The organism is Malaciobacter marinus, from assembly GCF_003544855.1.
In the GTDB taxonomy this organism is placed as follows: domain Bacteria; phylum Campylobacterota; class Campylobacteria; order Campylobacterales; family Arcobacteraceae; genus Malaciobacter; species Malaciobacter marinus.
The window spans coordinates 2,225,601-2,241,735 of sequence record NZ_CP032101.1 but is presented as its reverse complement, the minus strand read 5'-3'; the positions used below and the strand labels follow the sequence as shown (position 1 = coordinate 2,241,735).

At 26.3% G+C, this 16,135-nt stretch carries 17 protein-coding genes; 16 read left to right on the top strand and 1 reads right to left on the bottom strand.

The window, feature by feature from the left end; genetic code table 11:
• The first annotated feature begins 89 nt into the window (after positions 1–89).
• From AMRN_RS10865 to AMRN_RS10790, 16 genes are all read left to right on the top strand, one after another.
• Entirely contained in the window at positions 90–302 is a 213-nt protein-coding gene (locus AMRN_RS10865) for a DUF4492 domain-containing protein (protein WP_079576963.1), read from the top strand.
• Complete coding sequence (locus tag AMRN_RS10860) at positions 303–1,829, top strand: cytochrome ubiquinol oxidase subunit I (RefSeq protein ID WP_099311028.1); 1,527 nt, start codon at positions 303–305, stop codon at positions 1,827–1,829. It abuts the gene before it with no gap.
• Positions 1,829–2,962 carry a cytochrome d ubiquinol oxidase subunit II gene (gene cydB, locus AMRN_RS10855; RefSeq protein ID WP_099311029.1) on the top strand — a complete coding sequence of 378 codons (1,134 nt, stop codon included), beginning with the start codon at positions 1,829–1,831 and terminating at the stop codon, positions 2,960–2,962. Before AMRN_RS10860 ends, cydB begins: the two co-directional genes overlap by 1 nt.
• Positions 2,963–3,080: 118 nt before the next feature.
• Complete coding sequence (locus AMRN_RS10850) at positions 3,081–3,512, top strand: NifB/NifX family molybdenum-iron cluster-binding protein (protein WP_099311030.1); 432 nt, start codon at positions 3,081–3,083, stop codon at positions 3,510–3,512.
• A gap of 292 nt (positions 3,513–3,804) precedes the next feature.
• A complete protein-coding gene (nosZ, locus tag AMRN_RS10845) occupies positions 3,805–6,402 on the top strand; it encodes a Sec-dependent nitrous-oxide reductase (RefSeq protein ID WP_099311031.1) in 2,598 nt (865 codons plus the stop codon).
• A gap of 60 nt (positions 6,403–6,462) precedes the next feature.
• Positions 6,463–7,227 carry a cytochrome C gene (locus AMRN_RS10840; protein WP_099311032.1) on the top strand — a complete coding sequence of 255 codons (765 nt, stop codon included), beginning with the start codon at positions 6,463–6,465 and terminating at the stop codon, positions 7,225–7,227.
• A gap of 4 nt (positions 7,228–7,231) precedes the next feature.
• Positions 7,232–8,461: a nitrous oxide reductase family maturation protein NosD gene (gene nosD / locus AMRN_RS10835; RefSeq protein ID WP_099311033.1), complete on the top strand. Its 1,230-nt coding sequence runs from the start codon at positions 7,232–7,234 to the stop codon at positions 8,459–8,461.
• The gene (locus tag AMRN_RS10830; RefSeq protein ID WP_099311034.1) at positions 8,451–9,164 is read left to right on the top strand and encodes a 4Fe-4S dicluster domain-containing protein; all 714 of its coding nucleotides are present in this window, start codon (positions 8,451–8,453) and stop codon (positions 9,162–9,164) included. The genes nosD and AMRN_RS10830 overlap by 11 nt, the downstream gene beginning before the upstream one ends.
• On the top strand, positions 9,161–9,709 hold the full coding sequence (locus tag AMRN_RS10825) for a c-type cytochrome (protein WP_099311035.1): 549 nt from the start codon (positions 9,161–9,163) through the stop codon (positions 9,707–9,709). The genes AMRN_RS10830 and AMRN_RS10825 overlap by 4 nt, the downstream gene beginning before the upstream one ends.
• Positions 9,699–10,133, top strand: a complete 435-nt coding sequence (locus tag AMRN_RS10820; RefSeq protein ID WP_099311036.1) for a c-type cytochrome — start codon at positions 9,699–9,701, stop codon at positions 10,131–10,133. The genes AMRN_RS10825 and AMRN_RS10820 overlap by 11 nt, the downstream gene beginning before the upstream one ends.
• A gap of 9 nt (positions 10,134–10,142) precedes the next feature.
• Complete coding sequence (locus AMRN_RS10815; RefSeq protein WP_099311037.1) at positions 10,143–11,036, top strand: NapH/MauN family ferredoxin-type protein; 894 nt, start codon at positions 10,143–10,145, stop codon at positions 11,034–11,036.
• A complete protein-coding gene (locus tag AMRN_RS10810) occupies positions 11,033–11,671 on the top strand; it encodes an ABC transporter ATP-binding protein (protein WP_099311038.1) in 639 nt (212 codons plus the stop codon). Before AMRN_RS10815 ends, AMRN_RS10810 begins: the two co-directional genes overlap by 4 nt.
• Entirely contained in the window at positions 11,655–12,095 is a 441-nt protein-coding gene (locus tag AMRN_RS10805; protein ID WP_099311039.1) for a nitrous oxide reductase accessory protein NosL, read from the top strand. The genes AMRN_RS10810 and AMRN_RS10805 overlap by 17 nt, the downstream gene beginning before the upstream one ends.
• Complete coding sequence (locus tag AMRN_RS10800) at positions 12,088–12,915, top strand: ABC transporter permease (RefSeq protein ID WP_099311040.1); 828 nt, start codon at positions 12,088–12,090, stop codon at positions 12,913–12,915. Before AMRN_RS10805 ends, AMRN_RS10800 begins: the two co-directional genes overlap by 8 nt.
• On the top strand, positions 12,912–13,379 hold the full coding sequence (locus AMRN_RS10795; protein WP_099311041.1) for a nitrous oxide reductase accessory protein NosL: 468 nt from the start codon (positions 12,912–12,914) through the stop codon (positions 13,377–13,379). Before AMRN_RS10800 ends, AMRN_RS10795 begins: the two co-directional genes overlap by 4 nt.
• Before the next feature lie 22 nt (positions 13,380–13,401).
• Positions 13,402–14,055, top strand: coding sequence for a Crp/Fnr family transcriptional regulator (locus AMRN_RS10790; protein WP_099311042.1), 654 nt, complete (start codon positions 13,402–13,404; stop codon positions 14,053–14,055).
• 46 nt (positions 14,056–14,101) lie between these two features.
• Here AMRN_RS10790 and AMRN_RS10785 read toward each other — a convergent pair whose 3' ends face one another.
• Positions 14,102–16,075 carry a mechanosensitive ion channel family protein gene (locus AMRN_RS10785; protein WP_099311043.1) on the bottom strand — a complete coding sequence of 658 codons (1,974 nt, stop codon included), beginning with the start codon at positions 16,073–16,075 and terminating at the stop codon, positions 14,102–14,104.
• Between the last annotated feature and the right edge of the window lie 60 nt (positions 16,076–16,135).

Below are 16,135 nucleotides of genomic sequence, written 5' to 3'. Positions count from 1 at the left end.
CATAAATATAATAATTTAGCACTTTTATACTTGACATATGTTCAAAAAAGTAGTAAAATTATGAACATATGTTCAATATTGGAGATTATATGAACTATTTAAAATCGATTTACAACTTATATTATGATGGCTTTAGAAACTTAACTGTAGGAAAGAGTTTATGGAAAATAGTAATTATAAAATTGATTACTATTTTAGTTATATTAAATATCTTTGTTTATGACAAAAGTTTTAAAAGTGAATATAAAACAGAAAAACAAAAACAAAATTTTGTTTTTAAAAACATGACAAAAGGAGATTAAATGGAAGATAGTTTAGTAGATTGGTCCAGAGCCCAGTTTGCACTAACTGCAATTTATCACTTCTTGTTTGTTCCTTTAACTTTAGGTTTGTCTTTTATTATTGCAATAATGGAGACTATTTATGTTAAAACTAAACAAGAAAAGTATAAAAAAATGACTAAGTTTTGGATGACTTTATTTGCTATAAATTTTGCAATTGGAGTTGCCACTGGTATCATTATGGAGTTTGAATTTGGTACAAACTGGGCAAATTATAGTTGGTTTGTTGGAGATATTTTTGGTGCACCTTTAGCTATTGAGGGAATTTTAGCATTTTTTATGGAATCAACATTTTTTGCAGTTATGTTTTTTGGATGGAATAAAGTATCAAAAGGTTTTCATCTATTATCAACTTGGTTAGTTGCTATTGGTTCAAATTTAAGTGCTTTTTGGATTTTGGTTGCAAATGGATGGATGCAATATCCAGTTGGAATGAAATTTAACATAGATACAGTTAGAAACGAAATGGCAAATTTTTGGGATGTTGCTTTATCTCCTGTTGCAGTTAGCAAATTTTTGCATACTGTTGGAAGTGGATATGTAATTGGAGCCCTTTTTGTAGTAGGTATTAGTGCTTGGTTTTTACTTAAAAAAAGAGAAATTGCATTTGCTAAAAGTTCTATGCTAATAGCAGCTACTTTTGGACTTATAGTATCTCTTTTTTTAGCTTTAAGTGGAGATGAATCAGCACATCAAGTTGCTTTGAAACAGCCTGTAAAACTTGCAGCAATGGAAGGACTTTATGAGGGAAAAGAGGACGCTGGAATTGTTGCAATTGGTATTTTAAATAGTAAAAAAAGTGTTGATAATAATGAAGATACTTTTCATTTTGAGATGGAGATACCTTATGCACTTTCACTTTTAGGTTACCATAATCCAAATGCATTTGTTCCTGGATTAAAAGATTTGGTTTATGGAAATGAAAAATATAATATTGAAAGTGCTAAAGAGAAAATAGCAAAAGGTAAAATAGCCCTTGAAGCTTTTAAACAGTATAAAAAGTATGAAAAAGAGGGTAACACTAAAAAAGCAAATGATGCAAAACTTGTTTTAGAAAGTTATGTGAACTATTTTGGTTATGGTTACTTAGATAAACCAACTGATATTATTCCTCCTATTGCACTTACCTTTTATTCATTTCATATAATGGTAGCACTTGGTGGATGGTTTATATTACTTTTTGCAGTAATTTTATTTTTACTTTTAAAAAAAGATATTACAAAACAAAAATTTTGGTTATATGCAAGTGTTTTTTCTATTCCTTTAGGATACATAGCAGCAGAAGCTGGATGGATTGTAGCAGAAGTTGGAAGACAACCTTGGGCGATTCAAGATTTGATGCCTGTAGGAATTGCGGCAACTAATATTGCAACAACAAATGTACAGATTACTTTTTTCTTGTTTGCTTTTTTATTTACAGCTTTATTAATTGCTGAATTAAAAATTATGGCAAAACAGATAAAAATTGGTCCAAATGGAGGTCACTAATGTTTGAAAGCTTAACATATTTACAACTTCAACAGTATTGGTGGATAATAATTTCACTACTTGGTGGACTTTTTGCTTTTATGATGTTTATTCAAGGAGGACAAACTCTACTTGGAAAAATATCAAAAGATGATGAGATTTTAAAAACAATGTTAGTTAATTCACTAGGTAGAAAATGGGAATTAGGGTTTACTACTTTAGTCTTATTTGGTGGAGCTTTATTTGCTGCTTTTCCTTTATTTTATTCTACTAGTTTTGGTGGAGCATACTGGGTTTGGATGGGAATACTTTTTTGTTTTATTATTCAAGCTGTTAGTTATGAGTTTAGAACAAAACCAAATAACTTTTTTGGGCAAAAAACATATGAAACATTTTTATATATAAATGGAAGTTTAGGAGTATTTTTATTAGGCGTTGCTATTGCTACATTTTTTAGCGGTTCAGAGTTTTTTATTGATGAAAGAAACTTCTCATTTTGGCAAAACAGTTTAAGAGGTCTGGAAGCTTTAGGCAATCCTTTTAATATACTTTTAGGAATCTCACTTTTATTTTTAGTACGAATTAGTGGTGCTATGTATTTTATTAATAATATTGATAATAATTTGATTAGAAAAAGAAGTGTTAATTCTATAAAAATTGACATGATAATATTTTTAGTATTTTTCTTAAATTTTTTATATATGCTTTTTACAAGAAGTGGGTTTGCTTATGATGAAAATGGGCATGTTTTTATAGAAAAATATAAATATTTGAATAATTTTTTAGATATGCCTTTTGTAGGAATTATTTTTACATTGGGAATTATACTTGTAATTATTTCTGTTTTTAATACTGTTGAAAAGCAAAAAAGTTGTTGTATAAAAACAGGAGGAGTTGGAATAGTTTTAACAGTAATGGCACTGTTTTTAAATGTAGGTTTTAATGGAACTTCTTATTATCCATCAGTTTATAATTTACAAAGTTCATTGACTATTGAGAATAGTTCAGGAAGTGAATATACCTTACTTGTGATGAGTTATGTTTCACTTATGGTACCTTTTGTACTTGCTTATATTACATATGCATGGTATCAAATGGATAAAGTAAAAATAACAAAAAAAGAAATAACATCAAAAGATGCACACAATTACTAGGAGGTAAATATGGATTATACAAGTTCATTGATTTGGCTTAGTGTATGGCCATTTGTAATATATATAGCATATAGATTTTGTTTTAAAAACGCACAAAAATTTGACGAGGAGTTTTAAAATGTATGCATTCCCCTTAAAAACAGCAAAAGAGAACAGCGCAGTTGCTCCATCATTTTGTAAAGCAAAATATTTTGCTTTTTATGATGGAGAAAATTTAAATATCAAAAGAAACGAAAATACTTGTGGTAGAAGTGTAATGCAGTGGCTTTTAGAAAATAATGTAAAAAAATTAATTATAAAAGATATTGGAAGAAATCCATATAAACTTGCACAAAAAAACAATTTTGAGTTTTATTATGCAGGTGATAATAGAGTTGAAACTATTGAGATTTTAAATAAAATTAAAACTTCAACACTTGAAAAGTTAAGTGAACAGAAACTTCAAGAGATTATAGAAAATCACAATGGAACTCATCATTCACATGAGCATAAACACTTACATAATCATAATAATTCAAATAAAAACAAAAACTCTTTTGTTTTTGTGTAGAAGTAACCCACTTGGTTACTTTTACATTATATTCTAGACTAATAATAATTATAAAATATTAATATAATAAATAGTATTTTCGATATTATAAGTACGAAGAATTCTCCTTTTTACAATAAGTATAAATTTTATTTATACTTTAAATCATAAAATTAAGTTTAATTTAATGATATCTGTCAATGAAAAAAAAATCTTTTAAAATTATAATTCAACCATATTAGAGTTAATTAAATGTTAATTTTGAAAATAATTAATATTAGAGCTTTAATAGAATTATTATTAAGGGGATGAAATGCTATCAAAAATTCGTAAAAGCATAGTCTTTCTTTCAGTCTTTCTGATTTCATCAAGTTTTGCCGCTACAAAAGATTTGCAGCAAATAATGAAAGATAGGGGATTGACAGAAAGGGATGTACTAGCTGCTGCTAAAACGTATACTCCAACAGGGATGAAAGATGAGTATTATGTATTTAGTTCGGGAGGACAATCTGGTCAGGTACTTGTATATGGTGTACCTTCTATGAGAATTTTAAAATATATTGGAGTTTTTACTCCTGAACCTTGGCAAGGATATGGTTTTGATAATGAATCAAAAAAAATTCTTGAAAGTGGTTATATTAGAGGACAGGAAATAAAATGGGGAGATACTCATCATCCAAATTTTAGTGAAAAAAATGGAGAGTATGTTGGGGATTATTTATTTATTAATGATAAAGCAAATCCTAGAGTTGCAGTTATAAATCTGCATGACTTTGAAACTACACAAATAGTAGTAAATCCAGTGCTAAGAAGTACACATGGAGGAAGTTTTGTAACTCCAAATACAGAATATATAGTTGATGCTGCACAATATGCTGCGCCTTTTGAAAATGAGTGGGTTCCAATTGAAGCATATGAAGAAAAATACAGAGGTGGAGTTACTTTATGGAAGTTTGATTATGATAAGGGAAAGATTAATGAAAAAGATTCTTTTACATTAGAGCTACCTCCTTATATGCAAGATTTAAGTGATGCAGGTAAAGGTGTATCAATGGGTTGGGCTTTCACAAATAGTTTCAATTCAGAAATGTACACAGGTGGTATTGAAAAAGGTTTACCTCCTTTTGAAGCAGGAATGAGTAGACATGATACAGATTATATGCATGTGTATAATTGGCAACTATTAGAAAAATTAGCAAAAAATCCTAAGAATACTAAAATAATTAATAATCATAGAGTTGTAACAATTGAAGCAGCTGTAAAAGCTGGTGCCTTATTTTTAATTCCAGAACCAAAATCACCACATGGTGTTGATGTTTCACCAGATGGTAAATATATAGTTGTTGGAGGAAAACTTGATACTCATGTTTCAGTTTATGATTTTGAAAAAATTAAAAAATTGATTGATAAAAAAGAGTTTGTAGGAAAAGATCCTTTTGGAATTCCTATTTTAGATATGAAAAAAACTTTACATGGACAACTTGAGTTAGGACTTGGCCCTTTACATAACTCATATGATAAAGAAGAAGGAATAATTTATACTTCTTTATATGTAGATTCACAAATTGTTAAATGGGATTATAAAAACTTAAAAGTTTTAGATAGAGTAAATGTACATTATAATATTGGACATTTAGATACGATGGAAGGAAAATCTAGTAAACCAAAAGGTGAATATGGTATTGCATTAAATAAACTTTCAATTGATAGATTTTTGCCTGTTGGACCACTTCATCCTCAAAATCACCAATTAATTGATTTACAAGGTGATAAAATGGATTTAATTTATGATATGCCGATTGGACTTGGAGAACCACATGATGTTGTATCTATTCATGCAAGTAAAATAAATCCTAGTAAAACATATGACAAAATGGGTACTAATAGTAGAACAGGTGAAGTTCATGAAGGAGCTACGCTTGCTGGGCAAGAAAGAATTGAAAGAGATGGTAATAAAGTTAAAGTTTATATGACTGCTATTAGAAGTCATTTAAATCCAGAGCATATTACAGTAAAAAAAGGTGATGAAGTAACAATTTATGTAACAAATTTAGAAAGAGCAACTGATGAAACTCATGCTTTTGGTGTTTCAGGATTAAATGTACATGCTTCTGTTGAACCTGGCAAAACTTCTTCTGTTACATTTAAAGCTGATCAAGAAGGTGTATTTCCTTATTATTGTACAGAGTTTTGTTCTGCACTACACTTAGAAATGATGGGGTATTTGACTGTAAAAGATGATAAAAAAGAGTATCCAGACTATAAAGCCGCAAAAGTAGCAAAAATGTCTCCTGCTGAACTTAAAAAAGAGTATAAAAAAATCTTAGCTACAAATAAAGCTACTGATGCTGTTATACAAAGTGTTGTTAAGTTTTTAAAAGAAAAAGGATATGAAAAATATCCAGAAATTAAAGCATTAGTTAAAGATGCTCTAAATCAATATGGGAAAATCAAAGAAGAAAAAGCAAAAGCAAATAAAGCTTATAAAGATGGAGATTTAAATACTGCAATTCTTTGGGAAAATCAAATTTGGCAATATATGGTTAAAACTGCAGATGCAGGGTTAAGAGCTAAGAACTTATTAGTAAAAGAATTATCTACAAAAATGAGTAAAAATGCAAGAAAAGGTGAAGAAGCTTATTTAAGAGGTGGTTGTAATGGTTGCCATGTTATTGGAAAAGTAAGTTCTGGACCAGATTTAACTGGAGCATTATTAAGACATGAAAATGCAGAGGAGTTTTTATATAAATTTATTTTGAACCCTGAAGAGTATTATGATAATCCATATATGGATGCAATGATTAAAGCATTTAATTTAAGAATGCCTAATCAAAATATGAAACCGAAAGAAGTTAAAAATATTATTGAATACTTAAAGTGGATAGATGAAAATGCACATTTAAATCAATAAAATAATAAACAGTAAGAAATTTCTTACTGTTTATTTAAATTATAATATTAGGAGATATAAATGAAAAAATATCAAATTTTCACTATTTTAGCTTTAGCTTTAATAACTTTTTGTTTTACAGTTCCAGTCATTGGTTTTAATGGAGTAATGAATAAAATTAAAACTCACAATATTAATGCTATTCCTTCATATTCTTATAATGTTTGGAATCTTTATAAAGGATTTCAATATGAAAGTCCTAACTTGCCAAAAGGTGCAAATGAATCTTTAGAAAAGATGTTAGAAACAAGAGCAGAAGTAGGAGTAGCAAGTATTCCCATATGGAAAGTCTCTTTAGAAGCGCCAAATTATCCAAAAGATGCTTTTCCTGATGGAATACCTGTATTTTTTCACTTTGATGGATATAGTGGTGATGTCCAAGAAATGAACACTATAAATCACTATATTGGAATGTATCCTATGGAACATGGAGGAAAGTTTGAAAGAAAAATTGTTCCTTATTTCTTTTTAATTTTAACATTAATGATGATTGCATATTTATATACGAAAAATAAATATTCGTGGTTTTTAATGGCAATTCCTTCAGTATTACCATTTGCTTTTTTAATAGATTATGCAGGTTGGCTTTATTGGTATGGACATAATATGCAAGAATGGGGTGCATTTACTATTAAACCATTTATGCCAACAGTTTTTGGTGATGGAAAAGTTGCACAGTTTACTACCCATTCATATCCATCTATTGGATTTTATATTTTAATAATAGTTAGTATTTTAAGTATTTTAGCAATTTTTTCAAAGAAAAAAGAATTGAAAAGTAAATAATGTTATGAAACAAATAATTTTAATTTTATTACTTTTTATAACGTCTTCTTATTCTTCACCATTACAAGAAGCTATAAATGAAGCTTCAAGTGGATCAATAATTCAATTAGAAGAAGGAAATTATTATGGAAATATCGTAATTGATAAACCTTTGACAATTGATGGTCTTAATAAAAATGCAGTAATAGTAGGAGAAAGTAAAGGAACAGTTGTTTCTATTCTTAGTTCAAATGTAACTTTAAAAAATTTGACAATTAAGGCAAGTGGAAATAGTCATGAAAAAATAGATAGTGCAATTGTTGCAAAAAATGTCAATAATATAAAAATAGAAAATAATAATATTTTAGATTGTTTATTTGGAATAGATTTTCAAAAAGTAAATAGATCTTTAATTATGGATAACTATATTACTTCTAAAAAACAAGATTTAGGTTTAAGAGGTGATGGAATAAGGCTTTGGTATTCTCATGATAATCAAATCTTGTCAAATGAGTTATATAAAACAAGAGATTTTGTTGTTTGGTATTCAAGTGGTAATATTATTGAAAAAAATCATGGAAGTTATAATAGATATTCATTGCATTTTATGTATGCAGGTAGAAATTTAGTTAAAAATAATTTATTTGAATATAGTTCAGTAGGGATTTTTTTTATGTATAGTTCTGGAACAACTGCTATTGGAAATACTATAAGAAATTCTATAGGATCTTTTGGAGTAGGTGTTGGTATGAAAGATAGCTCGAATTTTACATTAATAGATAATGATATTATTTATAATGCAAGAGGAATTTATATAGATCAATCTCCTTTTCAACCTGGAACTACAAATATATATAAGAAGAATAAAATTTTATATAACTCTAGTGGAATACAATTTCAGGCTTTAAGAGAAAAAAGTATTTTTGAAAAAAATATCATTAAAGGGAATATGGAAATGATTGTTAATGATTCTCCTAGAAATAAACTAAATCTTAATATGTGGAAAAGAAATTATTGGGATGAATATGAAGGCTTTGATAGAAATAAAGATAATGTAGGAGATATACCTTTTCAACATTATGTATATGCTGATAAATTATGGTTATATAATCCTAGTGTAAAATTCTTTTATGGTTCTGTGATTATTGATTTATTGAATTTTTTAGCAAAAATTGCACCTTTTTCTGAGCCTGATTTGTTAGCAACTGATAAAGAACCTTTAATGCAATGGAGATTTAAACAAAATGAAAAATAGAAGAGATTTTGTAAAGTATGGAGTAGGAACAGTTTTTTTTAGTTCATTTTTCATAACAGGAACATATATATTACCAAAATTAGAAGCAGGAAAACTTTTTCTAAGACCTCCAGGAGCAATAAATGAAAAAGATTTTTTATCTACTTGTATAAAATGTGGACAATGTGTTCAAGTATGTCCATATCATAGTCTTTCGCTTTTAGATATTAATAATGGTAATAGTAATGGAACTCCACATATAAATGCAAGGGAAAGAGGATGCTATCTATGTGATTTACTTCCTTGTGTACTTGCTTGTCCAAGCGGTTCTTTAAATCATGATATTACGAAGGCAGAAGAAGTAGAAATGGGAATGGCTATTTTAAAAAATCCTAATAAATGTTTTGCATTATTAAATAAAAAAATTCAAAAAACAGATATTTCAAGAATTTTATCTCATTCAAATAAAAATGAGAGAGAAGCAAAAGTGCTTGAAAAATTAAAAACATATGTTGGTAAAGTATGCACAATTTGTGCAGATATGTGTCCATATCCTGAAAAAGAAAAAGCAATACAAATGAAACAAAATAATGAAGGAAAATGGTTTCCTAAAGTAATGAATGAATGTGTAGGATGTGGTGTATGCGAAGAACTTTGTCCTACAAGTGAAGAATCGGCAATAGTAATTGTACCAAGAGCAACTTATGAGGAGATTTATGGATGAAAAAAGTTTTACTAATATTTTCAACTATTTTAATTATTTTTACCGGATGTGAAGATAAAAAAGACATAGATGATAAGAAAATAAAAAATAATAATACTCCAAAAATAAAGATAATAGAAGGAAAAGATAAAATCAAAAATGAAAATCCTTTTATAACTTATGATTTAGATGGTAATAAAAAAATTAAAGTTTCACCAGATGGAGTTGAAACAGATTTAACAAAAGAAATAGGTGCATTATCTACTATTAGAAATAGTTACGAAAACTTGAATAATAGAATACTTGCAAAAACATTAAGTAAAAATTATATTGTTAAATGTTCTGCTTGCCACGATGATTATGCAAATGGGGTAATTGGTCCATCACTTATACAAAAAAGTGAAAAAGAGATTACAAATATGATTAAAGCTTATAAAAATAAAACAAAAGTCAATGAGCTTATGAAATATTTGGTTTCTCAAATGGATGATGAAGAAATTAAATCATTGGCAAAAGAAATTTCTAATTTGAACAAAGAAGTACAAAGGCAGAAAAATGAAAATTAAAAATATAATAGGTTTGGTTTTAAGTATATTAATTATCGTTTTAATGATTTTTCTTATTTCACAAGAAGAAAATGAAGTAAAAGAATCAGTTAAAGAAATACAAAAAAAAGAAAAAAACAAAGTTGTATCATATAAAAATGAAGAAGAACAGAAATTAGATGAATTAAAAAAGCAAGCAGGTGAGACTACTTTGCAAAAAGTCAGTAATCTTTATGTTATAAAGTGCTCTTCTTGTCATGGTAAATCTGGAAAAGGCACAAAAGTTGCACCAAGTATTTCAGGAAAGTCAGTTGATTATATATTGAATAAACTAAATGACTATAGAAATAATAGAGTAAAAAACTCATTAATGAAAGGCTTATTAAATAATGCAAAAAAAGAAGACTTAGAAATTCTTGCAAAAGAAATTTCAAATTTTAAATAAGGTTATATAATGGATAAATATAATACAAGAGCCACTATAGATAAAATATCTTTTTTTGATACTTTTATTACTACAAATAAAAAAGGTAAAAAAGTATTAGGCATAAGATTTTACAGATGGTTAAGTGTAATTTTTATACATTTACTTTTCTTTTTATCTTATAAAATTGATTTGCAATTTTTAGAAGGTACTCTTAGTGGCTCAAGATTTTTAGGATTTCATTTAATCGATCCTTTTATTACTTTAGAAGTTTTTTTAGCACATCATAAAATTCCTACAAATTTAATCATCGGAACAATAACAATTATAATTGTATATTTACTTATTGGCGGAAGAGCTTATTGTTCATGGGTTTGTCCATATACTATTTTAGGAGAGATAGGTGAAAAAATACATGTTTTTCTTTTAAAAAAAAGAATAATAAAGTCTTATAATTTTAACCATAAGATTAAATATATATTTTGGGCTATATTTTTATCTTTTGCATTTTTTAGTGGTTATTTAGTCTTTGAAGTTTTTAATATAGTAGGAATACTAAGTAGAGCTATTATTTATGGATGGAGTTTAGCTTTGACCTTTCTACTAATAGTTTTTTTAATAGAAGTATTTTTCTCTCAAAGAATGTGGTGTAGGTATATTTGTCCAGTTGGAACAACATATGGGTTTATTGGCTGGCCGAGTGCAACAAAAATTGTTTGGGATGATAGTTGTGATCATTGTCAAGTTTGTAGCAATGTTTGTTTAGTTCCTCATGTATTAGAAGTAACTAAAAAGAATGCAAATAAAGATAGTAAAAAAGAGATGACAATACTAAGTGGTGATTGCACTTTATGTGGTAGATGTGTAGAAGTTTGCCATATGGATGCTTTAAATTATGATACTAAATTAAAGAAGTTGATATGATAAAAATAGAAAATCTAACAAAGAAATTTTTAGAACAGAAATCTTTAAATAATATATCTTTGGAATTAGAATTAGGTGAAAAAATAATAATAATGGGACAAAATGGTGCTGGCAAGACAACTTTAATTAGAACAATTTTAGGACAATATTTACCAACAACTGGAAACATAAGAATAGAAGGAAAAGATCCTTTTAATGATAGAATAAATACTCTTTCTTTGATAGGTTTTGTTCCTCAACTACCACCTCCTATTAAATTAACAGTTGAAGAATTGATTTATTATGCAAATAAATCAAGCAATGTTGAAAAAAAATTAGTTTTAGAACTTTGTAAAGAATTAGAATTAGATTTAGATTCACATTTAAATAAAGTTTTTTTTAAGCTTTCAGGAGGAATGAAACAGAAGTTATTAATTGCAATAGCAATTGCTAAAAATCCTAAAATTTTTATTTTTGATGAGCCAACTGCAAATTTAGACCCTAAAGGAAGAAATCGTTTTTACGAACTTATAAAAAAATATAATGAAAATAAATTAATGATATTTATAAGTCATAGAATCGATGAAGTTTCTCATATAGTCAACAGAAAAATTGAAATGGACTTAGGAAAGGTAGTTTATGATGAAAAAAATTAATTATATATTTTTCACAGTATTAGTTTTATTTGTTATTGGATGTGAATTTAAAATAGATACAACACCAAAAGAAGTTAAATGGGACAGAGAGGTATGTGAAAGATGTAAAATGATAATAAGCGATAGAAAATATGCTGTTCAAATAATTAATCCAAAAAATGGTGATAGATTTTATTTTGATGATATTGGATGCACAATACTTTGGTTTGAAGAACAAAATATTGACTGGAAAAATGATGCATATATATATGTAACTGATGCAAAAACTGGAAAATGGATAGATGCAAGAAATGCTTATTGGACATATGGAGCCATTACTCCCATGGCTTTTGGATTTAGTGCCAATAAAACTAAAATTTTAAATAAAGAGAATAATGATTTAAATTACGTAATTAAAAAAGTATTGGAAACAAGAGATGAATAATTTATATTTAGTTTTTAAAATGGATATTAAAGAATCATTTAGATCTAAATGGTTTTTATTATATACAATTATTTTTGGTGGAATAGTAGCTCTTTTTTTTATAAGTGGAGTAACTGAATCAAAAGTTCAAGGCTTTAGTGGTTTAAGTAGACTTCTTTTGATATTTATTGAGATTTGTATAGTAATAGTACCTATATTTATTTTAGTGAATACTGTAAGAACAATTGCTGCTGATAGAGATAGTAATATTTTAGAATATCTACTTTCTTTTCCAATATCTTTAAAAACATATTTTTTTGGTAAATTTTTTGGTAAATTATTTACAATCACAATTCCTATTTTCGCGGCATTATTCTTAGCTTTAATTTGGAGTACTTTTAAAGGTGTAGAAATTCCATGGAAAATATTTATATATTATATATTTCTATTGTTTTCTATAAATATTAGTTTTTTGGGACTTAGCTTTTTTATTTCATCTTTAGTTAAAACTCAAGAAATAGCTCTTGCTCTTGCTTTTTTTGTTTGGATACTTCTTTTGTCATTAATAGATATTTTATTGATTTCTATTTTAGTAAAAACTACTGCAAGTGCTGAATTAATTTATAGCATTGCTTTAATCAATCCTTTGCAAGTATTTAGAATAGGTGCAATTGCATTATTTGATCCACAATTATCTGTTATTGGACCAGCAAGTTACTTTATTATTGATGAATTTGGAGCAAAGTTTTTATTAATATATTGTGTTTTATATCCGATTTTATTAGGTGCATTATTTAGTTTCTTAGGATATAAAGTTTTTAAAAGAAAGGATTTAGTATGAAGTTTTATTTAGTTATGTTTATTTTTATAAACTCTTTATTTGGACAAAATATAGAGTCATTAGTTGGGAAAAAGTATGAAGATTTAATTTTAAAACAAGAAAATTGTCCAATTAAAAAAGTTCCTATTTCTAAATATAAAAAATGGTTAGGATATGTACAATTTAAGAATTCTGTTATTGTTGCAGTAAGTTCTGCAAAATATACTTTTACGTATGCAATGCAAAATAAGAAAAATAATATTCATAAAATATATATGACTGATTATAATACTGGAAAAATTATAGAAGCTAAAAAGGCATCATATGTTTTTGGAAGTAGAATTATGTCAATTGGAGGAGATGATATTATTCCTTTTGAAAAAAAAGAAGATGCAGAAACTTTTTTGAAAAAACAAGGTGGAAAAAAAATATTTAGTATTGAAAGAATGACAAAAAATTTTATTAATTATTTAGAATTAAAATAATTTTCATAATATTGGAGTTTATATGAAAAGATATTTAAAAAACTTTTTTATTGATTTTTCAGATGATATGATTGAGAAACTTAAGAATATTTCAAAATTAGTTATTTTTCCAAAAGATAAAATTTTATTTTATGAAGGAGACAATGCAAGAAATTTATATCTTTTAGTTGAGGGTGAAGTATCAGTTTATAAAACATATGAAAATGGTTCAGTACAACTTTTAAGGTATTTTAAACCTTTGTCTTTAGTTGCAGAACTTGCAAATATTCATAAAATACCTTATCCTGCTACAGGAAAGTGTGAGGAAGAATCAAGAATAATAATAATTGACTTTAATAGATTTCAAACACTTTTTAATAATAAAGATGAATTTGTTTTATCTCAAAGTATTTTAATGAATTCAATTGCAGGAAAATTATTTTATCATATGAATTTTAATAGTTTTAGGCCTACTAAAAAACTTTCAAATTTACAACAAGTAATATATTTGATTTTAGATGATATTGATATATTAAATAAAAAAAAACATTGGAAAGTTGCACAAACTTTAAATATTTCACCAGAAAGTTTATCAAGGGCTATAAAAAAATTAAAAGAAAATAATTTAATTGATATAGATGAAAATAATAATTTGTATATTATTAATAAAGATAAAATGAAAACATTTATAGAATAAAAATTAATAAATTTATAGTTTAAAATTAGTGTATAAAAGAAGAGAATTATTTCTCTTCTTTTTCTAAATAAATCGTTTGTGTAGGGAACGCAAATTTACAATGATTTTGTTCAAGAAGTTGTGAAATTTTTATAATTACATCTTGTTTTGTATCTAGCCAATCTTCCCAGTTTGGACTTCTACTAAAACAATATACCATTATATTTATTGAGCTACTATCATATTCATCAATATAAACTAAAAGATTGTTTTTTATTCCCATTAGATCTTCTTTTTTCAATAAATATGGTTTTTTATCGATATTTAGTCTTGATGTGGCAATTTGTGGGTGTTCTTGTAACATTTCCCTTATATCATATACTAGGTTTTCAATATCACTCATTTTACTATCATAAGTTATATTTAAAGTCATATTAATTCTTCTTCCAATTACTCTTTTAGACCAGTTTAAAATAGCTAAGTTTGCTAGTTCTGCATTTGGTATAGTAATCATAGCATTTGCAAATGTTCTAATTCTTGTCGTTCTCATTCTGATATCTACTACAGTTCCCTCAACACTTCCAGCTTGAATCCAATCCCCTTGAGAAAATGAGTTATCTGTAATAATATTTAAAGAACCAAAAAAGTTTGAAAGAGTATCTTTTGCAGCAAGTGCAACAGCAATACCACCAATACCAAGTGAAGCTATAACTGCTTTTATATCAAAACCTAGTTGTACAAGTAAAAATAAAGCAACAAAAATAAGAATAACAATTTTAAAAATTCTTAAAATAAAATCAACCATCTCTTTTCGCATATTAGGATATTGACTAAATATCTTATCAGATGATTCATTTATATAGTTTGTCAAAATTCTGTAAAACATAAAACTAAATAGGGCTAAATATGTAGTGTTAAACCATGGAATTAGTTTATTTATAAGTTGTGCATCTTCTATTAAAAGAAGTAGTGAAAACTGAATTGCAAATAAGTATACAATCATAGACATGGTAAATCTAAAACTCGCAGGAATAATATCTAAAATAGATATATCTAAATTTTTTATTTTTACTGATAGCTTTTTATTAAAAAGATTTGCTAAAACTGGTAGTAATTTTCTATTTATAAGCATAAATATGAATAGTATTGCCATAAGAATAACAATTTTACCTATTGAAATATGAAAATAGTAATCTAATGTTTCAGATAAATCTTTTAAATATGTATTTGAATCAATTTTTTTGATAACATATTTTAAACTTAAATCATCAAGTATAAAATTACTTGGTCTATATTCATTCATATTAGTTTTAAGATAATTATATACAAGGAGATGAGCTTTGATTTGATTTTTAAGTCTTAGAAAAGATTCTTTAAAAGCATTTGATACAGGATCATTTTGAAGTGATATTTCATTGTATGTATCTTGAAAAGGCTTAATATCGATTCTTTTTAATCTGCTTATTTGATTATTTAAAAATGAGATAAAGTATTTTTTATCTTTAAATGAATTTTTACCATCAATTATTGAGTTTATAGTATCTGCAAAGTTTTTTTGATTTTCTAAGATAGATACTTTTAACATATCTCTTGATACAGCAAGCGAGTTGTCATATTTTGAGTTTACATTTATTTTACTATTTAAAAATCTAATCTCTTTTTGGTATTGATTTTCATTGAAAGGATAAAAAATTTCATCATTTATATTTTTTGTAATTTTTTTTATTTCACTTTCAACTTTTTCAATTTGTTTAGCTGGTTGTTTGTTAAAATCCTTGCTTTGAACAATTTTTATAATAATTCCCAAATCATAATAATGCATTGATCTTTTATCTTTTGAAGAACTTAATGATTCCTCATCAAATTGTTGTGTATTATTATCTATAAGGCTATTTTGAGTATTTGTATTATTAACTTGAGTAGCTGCTTTAATAAGTGTAGTATTAGCAAAAAGATTGATACTTATAATAGTAAGTAAAATTATTTTGAATATTTTTGTTTTGATTGTGAGTCCTTTTTGGATATATTTGTTATTATACAAAATTAAAGTTTATTATAAAGTTTAGTTTACAAATAAAAAAAGCAGATTTTTCAATCTGCT

Bases quoted from the DNA above. Each gene is read 5' to 3' on its own strand.
- AMRN_RS10790 (WP_099311042.1), top strand. From the start codon at position 13,402: ATGAAAAGATATTTAAAAAACTTTTTTATTGATTTTTCAGATGATATG.
- AMRN_RS10840 (WP_099311032.1), top strand. From the start codon at position 6,463: ATGAAAAAATATCAAATTTTCACTATTTTAGCTTTAGCTTTAATAACT.
- AMRN_RS10800 (WP_099311040.1), top strand. From the start codon at position 12,088: ATGAATAATTTATATTTAGTTTTTAAAATGGATATTAAAGAATCATTT.
- cydB (WP_099311029.1), top strand. From the start codon at position 1,829: ATGTTTGAAAGCTTAACATATTTACAACTTCAACAGTATTGGTGGATA.
- nosZ (WP_099311031.1), top strand. From the start codon at position 3,805: ATGCTATCAAAAATTCGTAAAAGCATAGTCTTTCTTTCAGTCTTTCTG.
- AMRN_RS10810 (WP_099311038.1), top strand. From the start codon at position 11,033: ATGATAAAAATAGAAAATCTAACAAAGAAATTTTTAGAACAGAAATCT.
- AMRN_RS10830 (WP_099311034.1), top strand. From the start codon at position 8,451: ATGAAAAATAGAAGAGATTTTGTAAAGTATGGAGTAGGAACAGTTTTT.
- AMRN_RS10795 (WP_099311041.1), top strand. From the start codon at position 12,912: ATGAAGTTTTATTTAGTTATGTTTATTTTTATAAACTCTTTATTTGGA.
- AMRN_RS10850 (WP_099311030.1), top strand. From the start codon at position 3,081: ATGTATGCATTCCCCTTAAAAACAGCAAAAGAGAACAGCGCAGTTGCT.
- AMRN_RS10820 (WP_099311036.1), top strand. From the start codon at position 9,699: ATGAAAATTAAAAATATAATAGGTTTGGTTTTAAGTATATTAATTATC.
- AMRN_RS10805 (WP_099311039.1), top strand. From the start codon at position 11,655: ATGATGAAAAAAATTAATTATATATTTTTCACAGTATTAGTTTTATTT.
- nosD (WP_099311033.1), top strand. From the start codon at position 7,232: ATGAAACAAATAATTTTAATTTTATTACTTTTTATAACGTCTTCTTAT.
- AMRN_RS10815 (WP_099311037.1), top strand. From the start codon at position 10,143: ATGGATAAATATAATACAAGAGCCACTATAGATAAAATATCTTTTTTT.
- AMRN_RS10860 (WP_099311028.1), top strand. From the start codon at position 303: ATGGAAGATAGTTTAGTAGATTGGTCCAGAGCCCAGTTTGCACTAACT.
- AMRN_RS10825 (WP_099311035.1), top strand. From the start codon at position 9,161: ATGAAAAAAGTTTTACTAATATTTTCAACTATTTTAATTATTTTTACC.
- AMRN_RS10865 (WP_079576963.1), top strand. From the start codon at position 90: ATGAACTATTTAAAATCGATTTACAACTTATATTATGATGGCTTTAGA.